Origin of the sequence: Humibacillus xanthopallidus (assembly GCF_006717145.1) — a bacterium.
GTDB lineage: Bacteria > Actinomycetota > Actinomycetes > Actinomycetales > Dermatophilaceae > Humibacillus > Humibacillus xanthopallidus.
On sequence record NZ_VFQF01000001.1, the window covers coordinates 1640378 to 1656692 of the forward strand.

Annotated in this window: 12 protein-coding genes; 7 read left to right on the forward strand and 5 right to left on the reverse strand. The window is 70.4% G+C overall.

Annotated elements, in window-relative coordinates; all coding sequences use genetic code 11:
• Positions 1–5 precede the first annotated feature (5 nt).
• On the reverse strand, positions 6–866 hold the full coding sequence (locus tag FHX52_RS07285) for an NAD-dependent epimerase/dehydratase family protein (RefSeq protein ID WP_141821216.1): 861 nt from the start codon (positions 864–866) through the stop codon (positions 6–8).
• Between the two features lie 165 nt (positions 867–1031).
• Positions 1032–1460, reverse strand: a complete 429-nt coding sequence (locus FHX52_RS07290) for a hypothetical protein (RefSeq protein WP_141821218.1) — start codon at positions 1458–1460, stop codon at positions 1032–1034.
• Between the two features lie 170 nt (positions 1461–1630).
• Between FHX52_RS07290 and FHX52_RS07295 the strand changes: the two genes are divergently transcribed.
• The 3 genes from FHX52_RS07295 to FHX52_RS07310 all read left to right on the forward strand — a co-directional run bounded on the left by FHX52_RS07295 (position 1631) and on the right by FHX52_RS07310 (position 5201).
• Complete coding sequence (locus tag FHX52_RS07295; protein WP_185747108.1) at positions 1631–2596, forward strand: IS1595 family transposase; 966 nt, start codon at positions 1631–1633, stop codon at positions 2594–2596.
• Positions 2597–2654: 58 nt separating this feature from the next.
• A complete protein-coding gene (locus FHX52_RS23775; protein ID WP_185747109.1) occupies positions 2655–4559 on the forward strand; it encodes a hypothetical protein in 1905 nt (634 codons plus the stop codon).
• Positions 4560–4793: 234 nt separating this feature from the next.
• Positions 4794–5201, forward strand: coding sequence for a transferase (locus FHX52_RS07310; protein WP_185747110.1), 408 nt, complete (start codon positions 4794–4796; stop codon positions 5199–5201).
• A 15-nt stretch (positions 5202–5216) separates the two neighbouring features.
• On the opposite strand, the gene FHX52_RS07315 is transcribed toward FHX52_RS07310, so the two are convergent.
• Together FHX52_RS07315 and FHX52_RS07320 are read right to left on the reverse strand one after the other, a co-directional pair.
• On the reverse strand, positions 5217–6200 hold the full coding sequence (locus FHX52_RS07315) for an aldo/keto reductase (protein ID WP_141821225.1): 984 nt from the start codon (positions 6198–6200) through the stop codon (positions 5217–5219).
• Between the two features lie 10 nt (positions 6201–6210).
• Positions 6211–7596: an NAD-dependent malic enzyme gene (locus FHX52_RS07320; protein WP_141821227.1), complete on the reverse strand. Its 1386-nt coding sequence runs from the start codon at positions 7594–7596 to the stop codon at positions 6211–6213.
• A 279-nt stretch (positions 7597–7875) separates the two neighbouring features.
• On the opposite strand from FHX52_RS07320, the gene FHX52_RS07325 reads away from it, so the two are divergent.
• Genes FHX52_RS07325 through FHX52_RS07340 form a run of 4 tightly spaced genes read left to right on the forward strand, consistent with a single transcriptional unit; the run spans position 7876 to position 11949 of the window.
• Positions 7876–8922 carry a thiamine pyrophosphate-dependent dehydrogenase E1 component subunit alpha gene (locus FHX52_RS07325; protein ID WP_246069656.1) on the forward strand — a complete coding sequence of 349 codons (1047 nt, stop codon included), beginning with the start codon at positions 7876–7878 and terminating at the stop codon, positions 8920–8922.
• A 10-nt stretch (positions 8923–8932) separates the two neighbouring features.
• Positions 8933–9976: an alpha-ketoacid dehydrogenase subunit beta gene (locus FHX52_RS07330; protein WP_141821229.1), complete on the forward strand. Its 1044-nt coding sequence runs from the start codon at positions 8933–8935 to the stop codon at positions 9974–9976.
• Positions 9973–10206: a lipoyl domain-containing protein gene (locus FHX52_RS07335; protein ID WP_141821231.1), complete on the forward strand. Its 234-nt coding sequence runs from the start codon at positions 9973–9975 to the stop codon at positions 10204–10206. The genes FHX52_RS07330 and FHX52_RS07335 overlap by 4 nt, the downstream gene beginning before the upstream one ends.
• A 48-nt stretch (positions 10207–10254) precedes the next feature.
• Positions 10255–11949 (forward strand): DUF6880 family protein, encoded by a 1695-nt coding sequence (locus FHX52_RS07340; protein WP_141821233.1) that lies wholly within the window; start codon positions 10255–10257, stop codon positions 11947–11949.
• Positions 11950–11987: 38 nt separating this feature from the next.
• Here the strand turns inward: FHX52_RS07340 and FHX52_RS07345 are convergent, their stop codons facing one another.
• The gene (locus tag FHX52_RS07345) at positions 11988–16043 is read right to left on the reverse strand and encodes a hypothetical protein (RefSeq protein ID WP_246069657.1); all 4056 of its coding nucleotides are present in this window, start codon (positions 16041–16043) and stop codon (positions 11988–11990) included.
• Between the last annotated feature and the right edge of the window lie 272 nt (positions 16044–16315).

A 16315-nucleotide genomic window follows, 5' to 3' on the forward strand; every position in this document is an offset into this window, starting at 1 on the left:
CCCGGTCAGGCGTTGATCGTCGGCTTGTCGCGCCAGGAGAACTCGGGCGAGTAGCCGAGCACTCGCCGCGCCTTGTCGATCGCGAGCAGCGTCGTGTGGTCGCCGATGTCGCCTCTGCGCTCGACGTCCGGGAAGACCTCGTCGAGCAGCTCGGAGTTCGATCGAGTCATCACCGAGTCGGGTGAGGCGATGATGAAGCGGTCGAAGCCCGGGGCGTCGAAGGCCAGCGCCCTCTCGACGGCCTGGGCGCCGTCGCGTCCGTCGATGTAGGCCCACAGGTTCCACTTGCGCTCCCGGGCATCCGCGTCGAACGGGAAGGCCGTGTAGTCCTCGACGTCCATGACGTTGGAGAAGCGCAGCCCGATGATCTTGAGGTCGGGGTGCCATCGGCACAGCTCGATCGCCAGCTGCTCCTCGAGGTGCTTGACGAGGGAGTAGACCGACTCGGGCCGCGCGGCATACTCCTCGTCGACGGGGACGTAGGGCGGGGGCGTGTCGAACGGCAGCCCGAGCACGGTCTCGGACGACGCGTAGACGATGTTGCGGATACCGAGGCGGATCGCGGCGTGGAAGACGCCGAACGTCGTGACGATGTTGTTGCGGAACGTCTCGATGTCGGGTGACAGACCTGGGGCCGGGATGGCCGCTAGATGCACGAGCGCATCGACGGTGGCCGGCTGGTCGCCGTCCCGGGCACCGCTCAGCGCGTCGATCACCTGGCCGTAGTCGGTCAGGTCGACGCGCATGAAACCGTCGGCCCGCTCCCCCTCACGGTCGAGGTTGACGACGGTGTGGCCGCTGTCGGTCAGACGGCGGACGACGTGGCGACCGAGCTTGCCGGTGCCGCCGGTGACGGCGATGCGCATGAACCCTCCTGGGTCGGGGTGGGGATGAAGACGTGCTGCACGTACCCAGCCACGCTAGCCGCGGTATGCCGTGTGCTTCCTGAGCGCTGCCTGTGCACCAAGCCCGCGAGTGGCCAAGAACCCCGCGAACTGTCGTCGGTCCAAGCACCCGCGAACTGTCGTCGGTCAGGGAGCCGCCGCCAGCGGCTGAGGGAGCGCCGTGACGCCATCACGTGTCGCGACGTGGAATCCGAGCAGCCGGACGCCGTGGGCGCGGCAGGCGTCGATGGACTGCTGGTGCCACGCACGGTCGGCATCCGTCGGCACACCTCCTCCCGGTCGTCCGCGGCCCATGAGGAGCGACCCACTCCGGGCGACGACGAGCGGCAGGATCATGTCGAGCAGCGCGGCCAACGCTCGGAGGTCGGCGTCGTGCGGAACGTCCGACAGGACGATGGGCAGGATGCCGCGGTGCTCCTCGTCGCACACCATGAGCCCTACACAACCGTCGGCCCGGGCCTCGTCACCGATGATGAGATCGATGACGTCGGCTGCGACGCGGCGGTCGGTGAGGGGAATCTTCTTCACGTCCGGTGGCAGGTCCTCGAAGGTCATGCAGAACATCGTCGTCCCCAACGCGGATCTGCCCACCGAGTTGTCCCCAGGCTGCCGCGCCTGTGGAGAACTGATGCGAACTGCACTGCTACATATACACATTCAGACTCCACAGGTCTTGACTGGGATTAGCACATCTGTTCTGCATATCTGCTTAAGTGAAGTACGATATGTCCGTGGTGGGGAATCCCGTTCGGGGCGTTGACTATCCGGCGACGTACCAGCAGCTGCTGGCGTGGTTCCCGGACACCGGGGCCTGCCTGGACTATCTGTCCCGGCTGCGGTGGCCGGACGGGTTCGTCTGCCCGGCCTGTGGTCACGGGGAGGCGTGGAAGACCGGCCAAGGGTTGTGGATGTGCAAGCAGTGCGAGCGGCGCACGTCGGTCACAGCGGGCACGATCTTCCACCGGACCCGGACGCCGTTGTCCACGTGGTTCGCGGCGATCTGGTTCCTGACCTCGCAGAAGAACGGGATGTCCGCGCTCGGGCTGCAGCGGGTCCTCGGGTTCGGTTCCTACGAGACGGCGTGGGCCTGGATGCACAAGCTGCGCCGGGCGATGGTGCGCCCGGAACGGGACAGGCTCTCGGGCATCGTCGAGCTCGACGAGATCATGGTCGGCGGCGTCACCCCGGGCAGTGCCGGCGGCTACGGCGACAAGATGGCTGTGATGATTGCCGTGGAGCACAACGACATTCGCCGACTCGGCCGGGTCCGGCTCGCGGTCGCGCCGCGACCGAACACCGGCGCGTTGGTCGACTGGGGCACCAAGGTCATCGAGCCCGGATCGACGATCCGCACCGACGGCGCCCAGCACCTGCGCCGGCTCGGCACGCTCGGCTACACCCACGAGTACACGACCGGCTACAACGCCGTAGACAAGGCCAGCGTCCTGCCCGGCGTCCACCTGGTCGCCTCGCTGCTCAAACGGTGGCTCATCGGCACCCTGCACTACCGGGTCGAGGTCCACCAGCTGCCGTACTACCTCGACGAGTACACGTTCCGCTTCAACCGGCGCAACGCCAAGTCCCGCGGGCTGCTCTTCTACCGACTGCTCGAGCAGGCCGTGGCCACCGACCCGCACCCGCTCCACGGACTCCTCAATCCCGGCAAGGCGCCTATATGCGACTTCACTTAAGCAGATATGCAGAACATCTGTTCGAATGGAGGCACGGACTATCAACGGGGGTGGCAGCGTGTCGGTGCCCACAGCGCGGCGGCAGGACAGGGCGATGCCGGGTGACGAGCTGAGTTGCCGTGGAGTCTCCGACGCCGTGCTCGAGGTCAAGGACCTCGTCGACCTCTATCGACTCCGCGACTCCTCTCGCGTCGCCATGCACCAGCAGGATCTGTCCACGGCCGAGCGTGCCGTGCGCTCCGGAGTGGCAGAGCACGTCATCGGTCGACGGCTACCGATGCTCGTCGCCGAGCTGGTCGAAGCGGTCTCCGACGATGTCGTCACTGGGCGCTCGACCGATGCCGAGCAGCAGACCGATGCCGACCTCCGGGTGGTCGAGGCGGTCGAGCGGTGCAAGGCCGTGCTCGACGCCGTGGGTCTCGAGGCTCTCGCGCGGCTCCAGTGCGACATCGAGTCGAGCGAGCTGCTCCGCAACCCCGACAACGCCAACCTCGGTCGTCCCGCGGCACCGGGGTGGCTCGACCCGGCCGAGCTCACGGTGATGGAGGTGACCACCTCGACCGGGCTGGGCAGCCACGACATCCAGGCTCGGCTGGGCCTCGCGACCTGCCGCACCGCAACTGCGGCCGAGCTGCGGTCGCGACTGCAGTCCGGCCGGCTCAGCCTGCACCGGGCCTGCACGATCCACGCTGAGACGCGCACCCTGCCCGACGATGTGGGGCTCGAGATCGTCGAATCGGTGCTGCGCCCCAAGGACGGCGCTCCCCCGTCGCCGTCGCTCTTCCGGCAGCGGCTCAGCCGGGCGTGCCTCGCCGCCGACCGGGCGGCCGGCGAGCGCCGTCGAGAGGCACGACGGCGGCGCCGCGGCGCCTTCGCCGTCATCGAGCCGGATGGTCTGGGCGCGCTCCACGTCATCAACGATGCAGACAAGATCATTGCTGCGATGGAGCGGGTCGACGCCATCGCACGGGCCGCCCGAACCGGTGGCGACTCCCGCAACCTCGACAGCCTGCGGGCCGACGTCATCACCGACATCCTCATGTTCGGGTGGCCGAGCACCGCCGACCTGCCCGCGCGCGACGACGCGTCGATGCCGCGGCCGGAGACAGACGCAAGTGCACCGCGGGCCGGGTCCGACACGAATGACGGTCCTTCACGCAGTGGCGATCCGAGCGGTCGAGGTGGCGCTACCCAGACGGCACCGGCCGCGGCTGAGGGGCCTGTCGAGCCTGAGGGGCCTGTCGAGCCTGAGGGGCCTGTCGAGCCTGAGGGACGTGTCGAGCCTGAGGGACGTGTCGGACCCGAGGGACGTGTCGGACCCGAGGAAGCAGGCGGGGCAGCTGCACGGGAGAGTCGCCCTGCAGGCCGATTCGATCAGCCTCGGGTCCTCGAGGACTGGTTCACCCGGCTCGGTCAGCGTCCCGCAGCCAGGGTCTGCATCGTCGTGCCCTTCACGACGGCGGTCGGCGTCACTGATGCTCCCTGTGAGATCCTGGGACATGGCTGGGTGGTCGCCGACCACGCCCGCGAGATCATCCTCAATTCCGGGTCGACGTGGCACCGGCTGGCCGTCGATACCGAGACGGGGGCCGCAGTGCGGCTCGAGACGACCTCCTACCGGCCGACCGCCGCGATGCGCGCCCACGTCGAAGCCGTGGACGGCACGTGCCGGGCCCCGGGCTGCACCGTTCCCGCCGCGCGCTGCGACCTCGACCACGACATCCCGTGGCCTCTCGGTCCGACCGACGTCGGCAACCTCACGAGCAAGCATCGACAGCACCACAACGCGCACACCCAAGGGCACTGGCGCGTGGGGCGCGACTCCGAGGGCATCGTCCGGTGGCGCACCCAGGCCGGACGCACCTACGAGACCCGGCCCAAGGACTGGCTCGACGGTGTGCGGGGGCAGTCGAAGAAGCCGGCGGTCGTGGTCCCGCTCGCGGACGATCCGCCGCCCTTCTGAGCCCGAGCGGGTGTGCGCGGCGTGACCGAGAGGTGGCGGACGGCATACGGAAGCGGCGTGGCCCGCGCCAAGCGTGGTGGGCGGCTGGCACGGCCGGAACCAGCCGGTCGATGGCCGTTCGAAACTGCCCCGCGAAGCTGCCCGCGGCCCCGGAATCTTCGCGCACGCTTGCTCGTTCACGGCGTGTGAGGATTGTGGACCCCTTTGGTCCACCACCGGCCTGAAGGGGGCATCGTGAGGCAGAGGAAGTACGAGGAGTTCGAGGCCGACAACGGCATTGCGCTGCGTTACAGCCGCCATGACGACGGCGGCGGTTTCGTCGAGTCACGCGCCCGCGTCGCCAAGACGGCCCACGTCGGTCCGTCGGCGTACGTCGACCGTGGAGCGATCGTCGGCGCCTACGCGCGCATCGGTTCCGGTGCGTGGATCGACGGTGGGGCCATCGTCCACGAGGGCGCGGTCATCGGTAGCGGTGCACATGTCGGCCCCGGCGCGGTGGTCGGACGAGGCGCCAAGATCGGGTCGCGCGTCAAGATCGGCTCCGACGCCCACATCTGGGACGGCGCGCGGGTCGAGAGTGACGAGGTCATCCAGCCGTCAGCAGTGGTGCAGGCCGGCAGTCGCGGGCGGCGTGCGGCCTGAGCGCGTGACCGCCCGTCACCACCGGTCGTGGACGTGCCGGCGGATGTCGTCGTCGTAGATCGCACGAAGGCCGTCGAGCACCTCGTCAGGTAGTGGTTCAAGCGCTGCGGCGGCGACGTTCCCGCGCACCTGGCGCTCGTTGCGCGCGCCGGGGATGACCGTGCTGACGCCCGGCTGGTCGAGGATCCAGCGCAACGCCACCTGCGCAGCGGGCAGCGGAGCCGCGAGCTCGCTCACCCGGCGCGCCGCCTGCACCCCCACCTCGAAGGGCACCCCGGCGAACGTCTCTCCCACGTCGAAGGCCTGACCGCCCCGGTTGTAGGTGCGGTGGTCGCTCGCCGCGAAGGTCGTGGTCTCGTCGTACTTGCCTGACAGCAGGCCGCTCGCCAGCGGCACTCGCGCGATGACACCGACGCCCGCGGCCTCGGCTGCCGGCAGCACGCGCTCGAGCGGCTTGCGACGGAACGCATTGAGGATGATCTGGACCGTGGCCACGTGGGGGCGGGCGATCGCCGTCAGCGCCTCGTCGCAGGTCTCCACCGAGACGCCGTATGCCGCGATGGCACCCTCGTCGACCAGCGTGTCGAGAGCGTCGTAGACCCGGTCGTCGGAATAGACCGGCGTCGGAGGACAGTGCAGCTGCACGAGGTCGAGCCGCTCCACCCCGAGGTTGCGCCGGCTGCGGTCGGTCCAGCCCCGGAAGGCGTCGAGCGTGAACGACTCCGGCACATGCGGATCGGCACGGCGACCCATCTTGGTGGCGACGGTGAGCCCGGCGTCGGGCCGCTCTGCGAGCAGCCGCCCGACGAGGGCCTCGGAGCGGCCGTCGCCGTAGACGTCTGCCGTGTCGAGGAAGGTCACGCCAGCGTCGACGGCGGCGTGCAGCACCGCCATGGCGTCCGAGTCGCCGACGTCGCCCCAGTCGCCACCGAGCTGCCAGCAGCCCAACCCGACGATGGAGACCTGACGACCGGTGCGACCGAGCTGGCGTGTCTGCATGGTCTCGACCCTACGACGCGTTTGCCGCGGCGTGGACGGCAGCGGCCACCGCGGGGGCGACCGACGCGTCGAAGACACTGGGGATGATGTAGCTCGGGTTGAGCTCGTCCGGCTCGACGCAGTCGGCGATGGCGGTGGCAGCGGCGACCATCATCGCGTCGGTGATGTCGGAGACGCCCGCATCGAGCAGCCCGCGGAAGAAGCCCGGGAAGACGAGCACGTTGTTGATCTGGTTCGGGTAGTCGGAGCGCCCGGTGGCGACGACGGTGGCGTGCTCGCTCGCCGCGATGGGGTCGACCTCGGGAACCGGGTTGGCCATGGCGAACACGATGGCGTTCGGTGCCATCGTCGCGATGTCGTCGCCGGTGAGGAGGTCAGGGGCGGAGACGCCGATGAAGACGTCCGCGCCGGCGAGCACCGCCTTGAGCGAGCCGGCCTCGTGACGAGCGTTGGTGTGGTCGGCGATCCACTGCCGGAAGGGCTCCATGCCCTCGTGGCCGTTGTGGACCGCGCCGTCACGGCCGCAGCCGATGATGTCGCGAGCGCCCTGGGTGAGGAGCAGCCGGATGATCGCATGCCCCGCCGCCCCCACACCGGACACGACGATCCGCACGTCCTCGATCGACTTGCCGACGACCCGCAGGGCATTGGCCAGGGCTGCGAGCACGACGATGGCGGTGCCGTGCTGGTCGTCATGGAAGACGGGGATGTCGAGCATCTCGCGCAGACGCGACTCGATCTCGAAACACCTTGGGGCAGAGATGTCCTCGAGGTTGATGCCTCCGTAGACCGGAGCGATGGCCCGCGCGATCTCGACGATCTCGTCGGTGTCCTGGGTGTCGAGGCACACCGGCCAGGCGTCCACCCCGCCGAACTGCTTGAACAGGGCGGCCTTGCCCTCCATCACCGGCAGCGCCGCCAAGGGGCCGATGTTGCCGAGCCCCAGCACTGCCGACCCGTCCGTCAGCACGGCGACGGTGTTGCGCTTGATGGTGAGGCGTCGCGCGTCCTCGGGGTGCTTGGCGATGGCGAGGCAGATGCGGGCGACCCCGGGCGTGTAGGCCCGCGACAGGTCGTCGCGGTGCTTCAGCGGCACCTTGGGGTTCACCTCGATCTTGCCGCCGAGGTGGAGCAGGAAGGTCTGGTCGCTGACCTTGCGCACGACCGCGCCGGGGATGTTCGCGATCGCCTCGGTGATGCCCTCGCCGTGCGCCTCGTCCCTCGTGTCGCACGTGACGTCGACGACGAGGCGGTCCGTACGGCTCTCCGCGACGTCGAGCGCCGTCAGAGCCCCGCCGGCCGAGGCGACGGCGGTCGTGAGCGCGGCCGTGGCGGTGGCACCGGCCGGCAGCTCAACACGGACGGTGATCGAGTAGCCGGGGCTCGGCATGGCCATGAACAGTCCTCCTGCAGCGGGGCGCCCGGGCGACATTGACCCGGCTCCCTCATCCTCCACCCACGACGGCACCGTCGCGCAGCAACACGGCAAGCGTCGCGGCATACGGCGCAAAGGGGGCGGGGTCCGCGGTTTCGTGGACCTCGCCGCGAGGGGGTGCCTAGTGTGGGAAGTGGCCAGTCGGCCCTCCGGGACGCCCGCGCTGGTTGTGGACGAGCGTCGCTCCTCCTCGCTGATGCGACGCAGTCCAGCCCCAGCCCCGGGGATCTGGAGAACGTCATGACGATGCACGCCGAACCCTCGACCTCGACCGCGGAGACAGCCCCCTCGGCCTCGTCGGCCGCGGGTGCCCTCGACGCCGCCACCCGCACCGCCCTCTTCGAGACGATGGTGCTCTGCCGCACCTACGAGGAGGCGATCCTCCGGGAGTACCACGCCGACAAGGGGCCGGGCTTCGACATCGGCAAGGGTCTCGTGCCCGGCGAGATGCACCTCTCGGCCGGGCAGGAGCCCGTGGCGGCAGGCGTGTGCGCGCACCTCACGGCTGACGACGCGGTGACGGCGACGCACCGTCCACACCACCTCGCCATCGCGCACGGGATGGACCTTCGCGCGATGACGGCCGAGATCTTCGGTCGCGAGACGGGCCTCGGGCGCGGGCGCGGAGGTCACATGCACCTCTTCGACCCGGCCACCCACTTCTCCTGCTCCGGGATCATCGCCGAGGGCTACCCGCCGGCGCTGGGCCAGGCCTTTGCCTTCCAGCGCCAGCAGACCGACCGGATCGCTGTCGCCGTGACCGGCGAGGGCGCCGCGAACCAGGGCGCGTTCCACGAGTCGCTCAACCTCGCTGCCCGCTGGTCGCTCCCGGTCGTCTTCGTCGTCGAGGACAACGACTGGGCGATCTCGGTGCCGCGCGACGCTGCGACCGCGATCCCGTCCAACGCGGATCGTGCTGCGGCGTATGGCATTCCGGGCGAACGCGTCGAGGACAACGACGTCGAGGCAGTGTATGCCGCGGCGGCCCGTGCCGTCGGACGCGCGAGGTCCGGGGCAGGACCGTCGCTCATCGAGGTCCACACCCTGCGGCTCTGGGGCCACTTCGAGGGCGACGCGCAGGGCTATCGCCCAGAGCTGGCCGACGTGCCCTCGCACGACCCGATTCCCCGCTATGAGAAGGCGCTTCGCGATTCGGAAGTGCTCGACGACGAGATCGTCCAGCGCATCCGCGCCGCGGCTGCCGAGCGCGTCGAGGACGCGATCGCCTACGCGAAGTCCAGCCCGTTGCCCGACCCCGCGTCGGCGACCTCCCACGTGTTCGCCTGAGGAGACGACGATGACCATCACAGACACCCCCACCGCACCCGCCCCGCATGCCAGCCGGCTCACGACGTCGAAGGCCATGGTCGAGGCCATTGCCCAGGAGATGGAGCGCGACCCGTCGGTCGTCTATCTCGGCGAGGACGTCGGCGCCTACGGAGGCATCTTCAGCTCGACCACCGACCTGCTCGCGCGCTTCGGCCCGGAGCGCGTCATCGACACGCCCATCTCGGAGACGGCCTTCATCGGGCTCGGCATCGGGGCCGCCGTCGAAGGGATGCGGCCGATCGTGGAGCTGATGTTCGCCGACTTCATGGGGGTGTGCCTCGACCAGATCTACAACCACATGGCCAAGATCCACTTCGAGTCCGGCGGCAAGGTCAGGGTGCCCATGGTGCTCACCACGGCGGTTGGCGGCGGCTACTCCGACGGCGCGCAGCACTCGCAGTGCCTCTGGGGCACGTTCGCCCACCTGCCCGGCATGAAGGTCGTCGTGCCGAGCAACCCGGCCGACGCCAAGGGCCTCATGACCTCCGCGATCCGCGACGACAACCCTGTCGTCTACATGTTCCACAAGGGTGTGATGGGCCTCGCGTGGATGGCGAAGAACGCACGGTCCGTCGGCGACGTGCCGGACGGCGAGCACCTCGTGCCAATCGGCAAGGCCGCTGTGGCTCGGCCCGGCACGGACGTCACCGTCGTGACGCTCTCACTGTCGGTGCACCACGCGCTCGACGTCGCCGAGAAGCTGTCCGGAGAAGGCGTCGAGGTCGAGGTCATCGACCTGCGCAGCCTCGTGCCGCTCGACCGCGAGGCGATCCTCACGTCGGTGGCCAAGACCGGGCACCTCGTCGTCGTCGACGAGGACTACCTGTCGTTCGGCCTGTCCGGTGAGGTCGTCGCCACGGTGACCGACCACGACCCGACGATGCTCAAGGCGCCCGTCCACCGGGTCGCCGTGCCCGACGTCCCGATCCCTTACGCCCACGGGCTGGAGTATGCCGTCCTCCCCCGCCCGGAGCGCATCGAAGCTGCGATCCGCAGGTCGTTGGCGCTGTGACCGACGTCCTCTTCCCACCCCTGTCGAAGGAGAAACCCGACACCGAGGGCATCCTCTCGACGTGGTTCGTCAGCGACGGTGCTGCTGTCGCTGCCGAGCAGCTCATCGCGGAGGTACAGGTCGACAAGGTGTCGGCCGACGTCGCCGCGCCCGTGGCGGGCACCATCCACCTGCTCGTGGCCGAGGAGGCCGTCGTCACCCAGGGGGCGCCCATCGCGCGCATCGAGTGAGAGGGTCCACCGACCCAGTCCGTATGCCGTGTTCGGCAGACTGTGCACATGGCGACGGTGATCGACGGTGTGCTCTCGGAGGCCACCCTGCGTGCGGCATCCGGAGATCGGGCCTTCGATCAGGGACAGGACTTGGTCCACGACGTCCGAGGTCTGCGCCTCGACCCCGGCCGGGCGGTCGCGAGCGTGCGGGCCGAGCGCGTGCACACCGCCGCGGTGGAGTGGCCGTCTGGTGCACTCACCGGGTCGTGCTCGTGTCGAGGGGCCGAGCCGGACTCATGGTGCTCACACGTGGTCGCCGTCGGGCTGGCTGCTCTCGACTCAGTCACGGTGTCGACGCTCGACCCGAGCATGCCCCCGATCGAGCGATACCTCGCTTCGCTGGACGCCGTCGAGCTGATCGACCTCGTCCTGGAGATGGCGTCCACGGGTTCTGCGGCCGCCCGACTGCTCGAGTCGAGAGCCGCGCTCGCGACCGGCGACCTGTCGTCGCTCGCCGAGGAGCTGATGGACGCGGTCCGGCAGGCGACGTCTGCGCGGGGCTTCATCCACTACCGGCGCACCTTCGAGATCGGCACCGAGATCCAGGAGGTCCTCGACGAGCTGGAAAAGCTCATCGAGCGTGGCGGTGCCGACGCTGCACGCCCGGCGCTGCTCAAGGCGCTCACAGCGACGCGGCGCATGACGTTGCAGGCCGACGACTCGGGAGGTGTGATCGCTGACGCGTGCCAGCGTGCTGCCCACCTCTACGCACGCTCGTGCGTCCGAGGACAGCCCGACGAGGTCAAGCTCGGCCGGTGGCTGCTGAAGTTCCGCAAGGACAGCCCCGGCTGGCCCGATACGCCACTGGACATGTTCGCGCCGGCGATGGGCGAGAAGGGCCTCGAGGTCTACCGCAAGGGCGTTGCCGACCTGGATGCCGAGCAGGCCGGCCTTGCACACGTGCAGCGCTTCGACGTCAACCGGATGCTGCTCGAGCTGGCGGATCACGACGGGGACGTGGACGCTGCCATCGCCGTGCTCACCCGCGACCCGGAGAAGCTGGCCTATGGCGACGTGATCGACCGCCTCCTTGCCTCGGGCCGCAAGGAGGACGCGGTCGCGTGGACCGATCGGGCCGTGGCTGCCGAGCGTCTGGGCACGATAGGCGGATACGGGCGCCGCAACGGGTACTGGCTCGACCCCGGGGAGGTCGCCGGAAGGTACCTGGCTCACGGCCGGCGGGACGACGCCCTGGCCGTGCTGAGGACGGCGTTCGCGCGGCAACCCAGCGCAGCGGCATACGACGTGCTGGGGCGATTTGCTGATGGCTTGGGTCTGGGGTCGGTCGAGCGCGCTTGGGCTCTCGACGAGGCCCGTCGCGCGGCGCAGCGTCCGCACGCAAACGGTGCGCCGCTCGTCGAGATCAGCCTCCGTGACGGCGATCTCGATGCTGCGTGGGCAGCCGCGGATGAGTTCGGCCCGGGTGACGCATGGTGGAAGCTGGCGGAGGCGAGCCGAGACTCCCTCCCCATGCGGGCGGTCGAGCTGCACCTCCGCTCCCTTCGACCCAAGCTCGAGCGGGCCAACCCTCGCATCTACGCCGAGATCGCCACACAGCTCGTCGAGTTGCGTGCCTTCTACGACGCCGGTGGCGCCCTTGACGCCTTCGACGCCCTCTTACGGGACCTGCGTGAGACCTACCGGCGCCGCCCGACTTTTCTTGCGGCACTCGACAAGGCCCGGCTGCCCGGTCGCGGCTGACCACGCGCCGTTGGGCGGCTCGAGGAGTGCTTGCAGCCTCACTCCCAGCCGGCTGTTGCCTCCGCCAGGCGAGTCATGGTCTTTCGGGCCACTGCCTTGCCCCGCTCGAGCATGCTCGCAATGAGAACAGCGATCAGCCCCAGGCCACCGATGAGCACCCAGAGACCGGCGCCCTGCCAGCTGGGCAGGAGCCCGACGAGGGGCACCCCGATCAGGAGCACGACGCTCACCGCGATGATCACGGCCCCGGCGGCTACGCGTCGGCGCACTCTGGTGACGACCCCCCAGCCAACGACGGCGAGTCCGATGGTTGCGGCTAGGGCGGCATACGCCAGGGTCTCCGTGAAGGTCTGGACCCACGCCGACCCGACGAGGAAGCCCACCCCGACGAGCTCGAGGACGACGATCTCGGTCGCGGCGACGTCCCCTCCTCGCTCCTGGCGGTCGCGCCTCCACAGCGCGACCACCGCGAGGATGGCCAGTCCGGTCGGAACCGTCATCCACTGCGGGTTGCCGTCGAGAGCGTCGAGGCTGAACACGATCCACGCCGACAACGCGAGGACGGGGGCAGCCATCTGCAGCAGGACGCGATGCAGGGCCACACCGCACGCAGCGGCCTGGATCGCAGCGACCGCGAGCGCTGGTACGAGCAGCCCGGTGTCAGAGAGCCCTGCGACGAGGATCGCCGACAGGGTCGTGAGCGTGCCGAGCAGGATCAGCGGTCGGCGCCACGGGCCCATGGACACGCGCCGCGACGCTGCCACGATGGCCCCGGCGCTCACGACGGAGAGTGTCAGGAGGATCAGGACGACGGCGGGTGTGGAAGCGCCCGTGACACGCAGACCGACCCACACGGACGCGAGCCCGAACGGGACGCTCACGTCACGCAGCCAGCCGATTCCGACGACGGGCGCGACCCCCGCGAGAGCAAGCGCGACGATGATCAGTCCGGCCGCCACCGGCCAGCTCGGCGCGACATCGTCGCGCAGGAGACCCGCAACGGCCACGACATCCCAGGCGCAGACCGCCTCCACGGCGACCGCCATGCCTCCCCAGACGAGCACCCACGAACGAGGGAGGAGCGGGCGCCAGGCCGCCACACCGGCTGCGGCGGCAAGCACGCCCGCGCCCACGGCCGCGATGTCGACGGCCCGCTGGTCCGTGAGCATCAGCCAGTCGCTTCCGACACGCCAAGCGCCCAGCGCGGCGAGCGCTCCCCCGATCTGCAGCGTCAGGCGGAGCTCCGCACTGCTGACGACGGGGGCCAAGGCGCTGAGGCTCGCCGACAGGCACAGGAGGGCCAGCGCGAGCCAGCCCGGACCGGCGATCACGGCACCCCAGAGCACGAGCGCTGCACCGACCGCGCCAAGCGCGACAGCCACCGCCACGATTCTGCGCAACCGGGTCGCTACGGCGATCGACTCACCCCCGACCATGGCGAAGGTCACGGCAGACGCAGGTCCGCCGCTCGCAGCGACGAGCGCCGTGAGGGCGACGGGGCCGGCAGCCACCAGGAGCGGAGCGTCCCACCGCTGCCACCACACCGCTTCACCTGGAAGCCGCGAAAGTCCCTCAGCCGCAAGGAGAAGAGCGAATGCGGTCACGACAGCGATCCACGGCTTCGACTCGATGGAGGAGATGGCAAGAGCCAGGACGGACGACCAGCCCAGCAGCACGGCCGCGCCCCCAAGGATGCCGGCGCGCGAGAGCGCAGCCGTCATGATGACGGCCACGGCCGCACCCCCGAACACCCAGCCCGACACATCCGTCGTGACGACCGCGGCCGCCAGCGCGATGCTCACCGCGAGCTGACCGGCTCCGAGCATGACCGGTGGCCGGGCCCAGGCGTGGATCGGCACGATGACGGGCGTCCAGGAGCGACCGCGCAGGTCTGCCGCCGCACCGCTGACGAGCAGCACCGCGCCGACCGCACCGAGACAGACGGCGGTGGCGGGACTCGCAGCCAAGGAGGCGAACCAGCCCGAGAACTCGAGGGCGAGCAGGCCGGCCAGCGGAGTGAGCGCCAGCCAGGCCGTCCAGATCATCACCGGGTGCCGTTGCCGCGCCCTGATCAGGGCGACGGCAGCCGAGACGGCGGCGACGCTGACCGCGGCAGGCAGGCGACTGGATCCAACGCCCCCAGCGACCGCCACCGACGTCCCCAACGCCACTGCCCCAACGACCGCGGCAACGACCGACCCAACGAAGCCGGCCCAGGCCGCCGTCACGACGACCCGGCCGGGGACGCTCAACCGCGTGAGGGCGGCATACGCCAGCGCCATGCCGGCGAGAACGGTCACCGACCACGGGTTCGACCACGGGAGAAGCCCTGAGCGGTCGAGGACGAGCGAGAGGCTCGCCGGCAACCCCAGCGCGGCGATCGTGAGGGGCACCCACCTGAGTGGGGGATGAACCGTTGCAAACGCCGACCCCACGACCGAGCGGTCTTTGCTGTCAAGCCATCCCGTCACGCACCAGCCAGCGGTGGCGAGCACCGTCGCGGCGACGAGTGCCCACTCGGTGCCGAGCGCCATCAGCAGCGTGGCCGCTCCGAGCGCGTGCCCGGTCAGGCCGAGACTCGCCAGGTGGACCCGTCGCGTCGTCCGTGACGGCACGTGCGCGGCAATGACCAGGGCGAGGCCCACGACGCCCAGCGAGGTGACGACGACCGCTTGGGTCGCGGCCGCAGCGCCGGCAGCCACGACCCACGTGGCGCTGGCGAGCGCCGTGACGACGGGGGGACGCACGCGGCGGTCCATCGGGCCGAAGGCCGAGGAGACGGACAGCAGCACCAGGGTGGCGGCGAGCAGCCACTCCTCGCGCACGCTCAGTCCTGGCAGGCTCTCCCAGGCTGCGAGCGCGACAAGAGCGACGAGGGCGCATGCGCCCGCCCACCACCGGGCCCAGTAGGGATCACCGAGCGACCTGTCGAGCAGCTGTCCGCGCGCAGGAACGGTCGCAAGGAGGACGAGTGCGGCTCCGGCGAGCGCGGCGGTCGGCACGTCCGTGGCCAGGGCCAGGGCTGCGACGGCAGCGACCGGCAGAGCCGCTGTCGCAACGTCCAGTGCAGCCGCTGCTGCGGGCACGTCGAAGGGGGTGATCCGACGCAGGGCAGTCCAGACCGCGGCAATGCCGAGCGAGGCGACGGCCCACCACGGCTCGACCCACGTGGCACTCAACGACAGCACCGCGCCCAGGGCCGGCAATGCCAGGGCCAGGCCGGTCCGGCGGGCAGATCCGGCAACGTCGAGAATGCCCACGAAGCCGACCGCGGCGAGGGCTGCCACGGCGCCTTCGCCACCAGGCAGAGCCACGGAGTCCTGCGCCAACCCCACGACGACGAGCGTCCACCACAGGGGTTCGATGAGCCCGAGCAGAGCCGGTGAGAGCCGGTCGGCCACGATCTCGAGCGCCACGAGGACGAAGGCGCCGGACAAGAGCACCGGTATGCCGGGCCATCCCTCCGCGATCCAGCTGAGCACGGCGAGGGCGGAGATCACGGCGAGACCGGGAGGAGTCACCGCGGTCGTCGGCCCCGCAAGGCGAGCCCGCGGGCGCAACCGGGCCCACGCTGCCGTGGCAACGAGCGCGCCGAGCATGGCAGCGCACTGGGCTGAGCTCGGCGTCGCCACCTCGCGACCGACCGGCATCTCTCGCCCCACCCCCAGGGTGGCCATCGCCACGGCCAACCACCCGACGGGCGCGACGAGGAAGCGCAGCGCGCTGTCCGGGTAGCGGCGGGACCACACGGCATACCCGACTGCCACGAGCACCATGAGCACGGTGAGGGTGACCGCGAGTGCCGGCCCCTCGAGGTCCGGCGGGAAGGCAACCCCGTCGAGGAAGGTGGTGATCACCATGACGGGCAGCAGCAGTCCCCCCGCGACCTCGAGTGCGCGGCCGACGACGGTGGCGCCTCGGCGGCGCAGGAGCGCGCCGGCCGCGAAGGGCGCCAGTGCGATCACGGACTCGGCCACCGGACGTAGCGCGGGCGCGACGTCGCCGAAGGCGAAGGCGACCAGACCGAAGGCCCCCACGAAGAAGAGCAGGACGCCGAGGTAGGCGAGCCCGTGGACGGCGAGGTCGGAGCCCACGGCCTGTCGCGTGCGTCCCCACCACAGCGCGAAGGCCGAGGGCGGCTTTGGGCGCGCTGGGGCAACGGGCCGGGTGGGTGGACCACCCCTGAGTGAGGGCGTGGTGGCGCTGGGTGACGAGGCGTCCACGCGAGCCAACATCTCGTCCAACATGGTCGGCTCCACCGCCGTCGACTGCACTGCGGTCGACTGCACTGCAGTCGACGGTGGCGCGACTGCGACCGTCGTGCCGGATGACGCGGCCGCGCGCTGGCCGCTCGCCCGAGCGAAGC